Raw genomic sequence first — 6,337 nt, 5'->3', positions numbered from 1 at the left:
ATTGACTCGAAGCACGGCGGGAGCCCCGTCCGGCACCCGCGGTACCCCCTTCCTCTCGAGATTCCTGCAACGCCCTCGCGGCGTGGCACGGGGAGCCTCGGCCTGAAGCCCACCGCATTGCCTGACTTCCTCACCGTATCGAAGGACTCACCATGCGCACGAGAGCATCCGGACGCACCGTCGGGGGATTGCGAACCCTGTCGCTGCAAGCCCCAGCCGTAAGCCTGTTGTTGATGTGGATGCTGGTACCACTGGTCATGACCCTGTGGTTCTCCTTCCAGCGTTACAACCTGATGATGCCGTCGGTGTCCGGCTTTGCCGGCGTCGACAACTATTACTACCTGCTGACCGACCCGTCCCTGTGGACCGCCATGGGCAACACCTTGCTGCTGGTGGGCTGGGTGCTGGTCGCCACCGTGGTCGGCGGCACGCTGCTGGCGGTATTGCTGCAGCAGGAATTCTTCGGCCGCGGCGTCGCGCGCCTGTTCGTGATCGCGCCATTCTTCATCATGCCCACCGTGAGTGCCCTGGTGTGGAAGAACATGATGATGCACCCGGTCAACGGCATTCTCGCCTGGGTCGCCGGGCTGTTCGGTCTGCCGGCCATCGACTGGTTCGCCAGCCTGCCGCTGACCTCCATCGTGATCATCGTCACCTGGCAGTGGCTGCCGTTCGCGGTGTTGATCCTGCTGACTGCCATCCAGTCACTCGATGACGACCAGGTCGAGGCGGCGCGCATGGACGGGGCAGGGCCGGTGGCAATCTTCTTCTACATCACCCTGCCGCACCTCAAGCGTGCCATCAGCGTGGTGGTGATGATCGAGATGATCTTCCTGCTGACCATCTTCGCCGAGATCTTCGTCACCACCTCCGGTGGCCCGGGGCTTGCCTCGACCAACCTGGCGTACCTGATCTACATCCGCGCCCTGCTGGACTTCGATGTGGGTGGTGCCTCCGCCGGTGGCGTGATCGCCATCATCCTGGCCAATATCGTGGCCTTCTTCCTGGTGCGTACCGTCGCCAAGAATCTCGAGAACTGATGACAAGCGCTCAGCACAGGGAGACTTAATGATGTCGACTTCAACTTCCAATTCCGTGGCCGCCGCCAGCGCTGCCGTCAGCGCCAGTCGCGCGCGCCGCAGCGTGATCAACAAGAAGCTTGTCCTGACCCTGGTGGCCTGGACCATCGCGCTGGTGATGTTCTTCCCGATCTTCTGGATGATCCTCACCAGCTTCAAGACCGAGGCCGAGGCGATCGCCACGCCGCCGAGCCTGTTCTTCACGCCCAGCGTCGAGGGCTATATCGAGATCCAGGCACGTGCGGACTACTTCAAGTACGCCCTCAACAGTGTGGTGATCTCGCTCGGGGCAACGCTGCTGGCGCTGCTGATCGCGATTCCGTCCGCCTACTCGATGGCCTTCCTGCCCACCAAGCGCACCCAGGGGACACTGCTGTGGATGCTGTCGACCAAGATGCTGCCGTCCGTGGGCGTGCTGCTGCCGGTCTACCTGATCTTCCGCGATCTGGGCCTGCTGGATAGCCGCACCGGCCTGATCATCATCTACATGCTGATGAACCTGCCGATCGTGGTCTGGATGCTCTACACCTTCTTCAAGGACATTCCCAAGGACATCCTCGAAGCCGGTCGCATGGATGGCGCCAGCACCCTGCAGGAGATCTTCCACCTGCTGCTGCCGCTGACCCTGCCGGGCATCGCTTCCACCGGTCTGCTGTGCGTGATCCTGAGCTGGAACGAGGCGTTCTGGAGCCTGAACCTGACCACCTCCAACGCCGCACCGCTGACCGCCTACATCGCGTCCTTCTCCAGTCCTGAGGGGCTGTTCTGGGCCAAGCTTTCCGCGGCTTCCACGCTCGCCATCGCGCCGATCCTGATCTTCGGCTGGATGACCCAGAAGCAGATGGTACGCGGCCTGACCTTCGGCGCCGTCAAGTAACCCGCGCCAGTCAGAGACACGCAAGACGCGTCAGCCACAGAGAGGTACGCCGCCTGCGCCACATTGGCTGATGAACATTGCCTGATGAACATTGACTGATAGCAGATCAGCGCAGGCGGCCGAGAGCCACACGCATGTTGCACCCTTGCCATGCCACCCAAATTTGCCATCACCTGCCCTCGGGCAGGTGCGGATAAGGAAACTTCCCATGTCCACACTCACGCTCAAGAACATCGTCAAGGAATTCACCTCTGGCAGCGGCGCCAGCGCCTCCACCACCCAGGTCATCAAGGGAGTCGATCTGGAAGTGAAGGACCAGGAATTCGTGGTCTTCGTCGGCCCGTCCGGTTGCGGCAAGTCCACGCTGATGCGCATGATCGCCGGTCTCGAGAACGCGACCTCCGGTGACATCCTGATCGATGGCAAGCGTATGAACGATATCGGCCCGGCCGAGCGCGGCCTGGCGATGGTGTTCCAGAGCTACGCGCTCTATCCGCACATGACGGTGGGCGAGAACATGGGCTTCAGCCTCAAGCTCGCCGGCGTCTCCAAGGAAGAGCGTGCCGAGAAGGTCAACGCCGCCGCCGAGGTGCTGCAGCTCGGGCCGCTGCTGGACCGCAAGCCCAAGGCACTCTCCGGTGGTCAGCGCCAGCGTGTCGCCATCGGTCGCGCCATCGTGCGCAACCCGAGCATCTTCCTGTTCGATGAGCCGCTCTCCAACCTGGATGCCGCGCTGCGTGTGCAGATGCGCATCGAGCTGGCGCGCCTGCATGCCGAGCTCAAGGCGACCATGATCTACGTGACCCACGACCAGGTCGAAGCCATGACCATGGCCGACAAGATCGTCGTGCTGCAGGGCGGCGTGGTCGAGCAGGTCGGCTCGCCGATGGAGCTCTACCATCACCCGCGCAACCGCTTCGTGGCCGGTTTCATCGGCTCGCCGAAGATGAACTTCCTCGACATCACCGTCACTGGCGTGGCCGGCGAGGGTGTCACGGTGCGCCTGCCCGACGGCAGCGAGCGCCTGATTCCGGTGGCGAGCCAGACCGAAGATGGCGCCTCGGTCATCGTCGGCGACAGCCTGACGCTGGGCGTGCGCCCCGAGCACCTGATGCTCGACGCGCAAGGCCCGTTCAGCGGCCAGGTTCAGGTCATCGAGCGTCTGGGCGGGGTGACCTCCCTGTACCTGGCGACTCCGGATGGTTCCGGCGATGCGCCGATCGGCGGCCTCAAGTCCGACGAGCAGTCCGACAGCGGCTGGATCCTGATGGCGGATGGCGACGTCAACAGCCGCGTGGGTGACAGCATCCGCTACGGCTTCGATACCGAGCGTGCGCACCTCTTCACCCGTGAAGGGCTGGCGCTGCAGAATCTCAACCGTCACCCGCTGACCAGCCTGACGCGTCAGGACAATTCCCTGTCCAGTGCCAGCGCCGCACAGGAAGCCCGCGCATGAACCGCGCAGCCGCGAATCGGGAAGCCAGAGAGGATGATGAGATGAGTACACCCTTGCAGCAGGTGATCTTCGATTGTGACGGCGTGCTGGTGGACAGCGAAGTGCTGGCCGAGGAGGAGCTGTCGCGTCAGCTGGGTGAATGGCTGCCGGACCTCGACACCGAGGCTGAGCTGCGCGCGGCGCTGGGCATGACCACCGAGGCCATCCTTGGCCATCTGGAGGCCATGAGCGCTCACACCCTGCCGCCGCAGGCGATGGAGCGCATCGACCACGCCATCGAGTCACGTCTGGCGAAGGAACTTGCGCCCATCACCGGCATGGCGGAACTGCTTGGCGGGCTGCTGGCGAATGGCGTGGCCGTGGCGATCGTCTCCAACAGCGCCGAGCGGCGGGTGCGCGCCTCGCTGGCCGCCACCGGTCTGGATCGCTGGCTGGGCTCGGTGCCGCTCTTCACGGCCGAGCAGGTCGCGCGACCCAAGCCCGCGCCGGACGTCTATCAGCTGGCGCTGCGTCAGCTGGGGCGCGATGTCCAGCAGTGCGTGGTGATCGAGGATAGCCTCGCCGGCGTCAGCGCGGCGGTCGCGGCCGGTCTGCGCGTGATCGGCTTCACCGGCGCCGGGCATATTCCGCCGGGCCACGCCCAGCGTCAGCTGGAGGCGGGTGCCTGGCAGAGCCGTGCGAGCATGGAGGAGGTCAGTGGTCTGATCAGTCAGCTGCGTATCGGTCAGGCCAGCGACCTGAGCGCCACATGAGCACCGTCAGGGGGTGACAACATGCAGACGCTATCCGAGTCGGCCAATAATAGTGAGCCGTTGACCTCGCCGCGCAGCGCCCGACTCGCCGGCAAGGTGGCGGTGGTCACCGGCGCTGCGGGCGGTATCGGCCTGGCCATCGCCACTCGCTATGTCGCCGAAGGCGCCTATGTGGCGCTGGCGGACATCAACGGCGAGGCGGCGGAGCGCGCCGCCCAGCAGCTGCGCGAGCAGGCCGGGCCACAGGCACGCGTCCTGGCGGTGACGCTGGACGTGACGTCGAGCGTCTCGCGTCAGAGCATGCTGGAATGCGTGCAGGCACAATTGGGGCCGATCGATATCCTGGTCAACAATGCCGCCGTCTTCGCCATGGCGCCGGTGCTGGAGGTCAGCGAGGGCATGCTGCGCCACCAGCTGGCGGTCAATGTCGAGGGCCTGTTCTTCACTCTGCAGGCGGTGGCCAGAACGATGGTCGAGCGCGGGCAGGGCGGCAAGATCATCAACATGGCCTCGCAGGCCGGACGACGCGGCGAGGCGCTGGTCAGCGCCTATTGTGCCTCCAAGGCTGCCGTGATCAGCCTGACCCAGTCCTGCGGGCTTGATCTCATCCGCCATGGCATCAATGTCAATGGCATCGCGCCGGGCGTGGTCGACACGCCGATGTGGGATCAGGTCGATGCGCTGTTCGCCCATCATGAACAGCGCCCGCTGGGCGAGAAGAAACGTCTGGTCGGTGAGGCGGTACCCTATGGACGCATGGGGCTTCCGGATGACCACGCCGGCGCCGCGGTATTTCTGGCCTGTGAAGACAGCGATTTCGTCGTCGCCCAGACACTCAATGTCGACGGTGGCAACTGGATGAGCTAAGGATGAGAGACACCTTCCGTCCCGCTGCAAGGGTGCGCATCCATGAATGAGGTAGTCACGTGACATCTTTACCCGATTCTCGCCTGGCCCACATGTCGCCCTCGTTGGACGACATGGCCAGCCGTGTGCTGGCGGAGCACGCCTCCAGTCAGCGCACACGTACCATCGTGGCCCTCGCCGGCCCGCCGGCGGCTGGCAAGTCGACGTTGTCGGAATCCCTGTGCGAGACCCTCAATGCGCTGGAACCCGGCATCGCCGTGGTGGTGCCGATGGATGGCTATCACTACGACAACGCCGTGCTGGCGCCGCAGGGCCTGCTCTACGTCAAGGGCGCACCGGAGACCTTCGATGCGCGCGGGCTCTATCATGATCTCGTCAGGGTGCGCGCCGATGATGGCCCGGTTGCCGTGCCGGTCTTCGATCGCCCGCTGGACCTGGCACGTGCCGGTGGCCGCGTGGTCGAGACTCACCATCGCATCGTGCTGGTCGAGGGCAACTATCTGCTGCTGCGCCACGCGCCCTGGGACGCGCTGCTCGGCTTGTTCGACATCAGCATCTTTCTGGATATCGAGGATGAGGTGCTGGTGCCGCGTCTGTTGCATCGCTGGCGCGAGATGGGCCAGGATGCCCGCGGTGCCCACGAGCGCACCCATCACAAGGACATGCTCAACGCGCACCTGATCAAGCAGGACTCGCTCAACGCTGACTGGCGTTGGCGCCTCGCGAATGCCCCCATCGGCCCCGATGGGGAAGACAGCTGAATGACGGATGGCAGGGAGAGCCCCATGTGGGTAGGCGTTGATTGTGGGACTCAGAGTACCAAGGTGGTGATCGTCGATCCGGCCTGCGGCAGCATCGTGGCCCAGGGCCAGCGCAGTCATGCGCTGCAGGAAGGTGCCAACGGACGCCGCGAGCAGGATCCGCAGGACTGGGTGGCGGCGCTTGAGGGCGCCTTCGCTGATGCACTGGCCGACTCGCGGCTGGACCCGCAGCGCATCGCGGCGATCGGAGTGTCCGGTCAGCAGCATGGCATGGTGGTGCTGGATGCGGCCGGTGTGCCGCTCCATCCGGCCAAGCTGTGGTGTGACACCGAGACCAGCGAGCACAATGCCGCACTGATCGCGGCGCTGGGAGGTGAGGCGGGCTGTCTGGAGACGCTCGGCCTGGTGCTGCAGACCGGTTACACCGCCTCCAAGCTCGCCTGGCTGCGTGAGCAGCATCCCGAGCGCTACCAGCGCATCGCCAGCATCCTGCTGCCGCATGACTATCTCAACTTCTGGCTGACCGGCGAGCGCGTCGCCGAATA

Annotated in this window: 7 protein-coding genes; all 7 read left to right on the top strand. The window is 64.9% G+C overall.

Translation table 11 applies throughout. The features are described from left to right. The first annotated feature begins 152 nt into the window (after nt 1-152). Nucleotides 153-1,040, top strand: coding sequence for a carbohydrate ABC transporter permease (locus tag AC4FAH_RS09770; protein WP_043334545.1), 888 nt, complete (start codon nt 153-155; stop codon nt 1,038-1,040). Nucleotides 1,041-1,071: 31 nt separating this feature from the next. Continuing rightward, a complete protein-coding gene (locus tag AC4FAH_RS09765) occupies nt 1,072-1,956 on the top strand; it encodes a carbohydrate ABC transporter permease (RefSeq protein ID WP_043334580.1) in 885 nt (294 codons plus the stop codon). Nucleotides 1,957-2,164: 208 nt separating this feature from the next. Continuing rightward, complete coding sequence (locus AC4FAH_RS09760) at nt 2,165-3,412, top strand: ABC transporter ATP-binding protein (RefSeq protein WP_287020398.1); 1,248 nt, start codon at nt 2,165-2,167, stop codon at nt 3,410-3,412. A 41-nt stretch (nt 3,413-3,453) separates the two neighbouring features. Then, the gene (locus AC4FAH_RS09755) at nt 3,454-4,164 is read left to right on the top strand and encodes an HAD family hydrolase (RefSeq protein WP_288990102.1); all 711 of its coding nucleotides are present in this window, start codon (nt 3,454-3,456) and stop codon (nt 4,162-4,164) included. Nucleotides 4,165-4,185: 21 nt separating this feature from the next. Continuing rightward, the gene (locus AC4FAH_RS09750) at nt 4,186-5,031 is read left to right on the top strand and encodes an L-iditol 2-dehydrogenase (protein WP_153635406.1); all 846 of its coding nucleotides are present in this window, start codon (nt 4,186-4,188) and stop codon (nt 5,029-5,031) included. A 59-nt stretch (nt 5,032-5,090) separates the two neighbouring features. Then, on the top strand, nt 5,091-5,792 hold the full coding sequence (locus AC4FAH_RS09745; RefSeq protein ID WP_324692034.1) for a nucleoside/nucleotide kinase family protein: 702 nt from the start codon (nt 5,091-5,093) through the stop codon (nt 5,790-5,792). A gap of 24 nt (nt 5,793-5,816) precedes the next feature. Beyond that, the coding region (locus tag AC4FAH_RS09740; RefSeq protein ID WP_490245956.1) for an FGGY family carbohydrate kinase at nt 5,817-6,337 on the top strand (521 nt) is incomplete at its 3' end.

It is taken from the genome of Cobetia sp. (genome assembly GCF_983723665.1).
Note: the sequence above shows the minus strand (reverse complement) of the source record. Positions and strands in the feature narration are given on the sequence as shown.